This is a genomic window from Bacillus sp. SIMBA_026, from assembly GCF_046535335.1.
GTDB classification, from domain to species: domain Bacteria; phylum Bacillota; class Bacilli; order Bacillales; family Bacillaceae; genus Bacillus; species Bacillus velezensis.
Genome location: NZ_JAWRWX010000374.1, coordinates 1 through 248, shown reverse-complemented (window position 1 = coordinate 248; position 248 = coordinate 1). Strand labels below are relative to the sequence as shown.

The window sequence follows — 248 nt, the reverse complement described above, 5'->3', positions numbered from 1 at the left end:
CCCAGGATAAGCATTGATTCTCCGAAACACGAATTATCTGAAAGGATGTCCTGAATAAATTCTTTACCGTCTTCCTTATAGCTGTTAAGTTTCACTTCGCCTGTTACTATTTGATAATAAAAAAGCGGAGTGGATTCTTCACGAAAAATATAATCACCAGCACTGTAGTGCTCTTCAATTGCCTGTACTGAATGCAAAAGACCGTTTTGGATAGACATAATGTAAATTTTATGGTTTGCTTTATTCTA

At 35.5% G+C, this 248-nt stretch carries 1 protein-coding gene; it reads right to left on the bottom strand.

Annotated features, from left to right (window positions below; all coding sequences use genetic code 11):
* The coding region (locus SB847_RS21865) for a cyclic nucleotide-binding domain-containing protein (RefSeq protein ID WP_410578817.1) at window positions 1-218 on the bottom strand (218 nt) is incomplete at its 3' end.
* Window positions 219-248 lie beyond the last annotated feature (30 nt).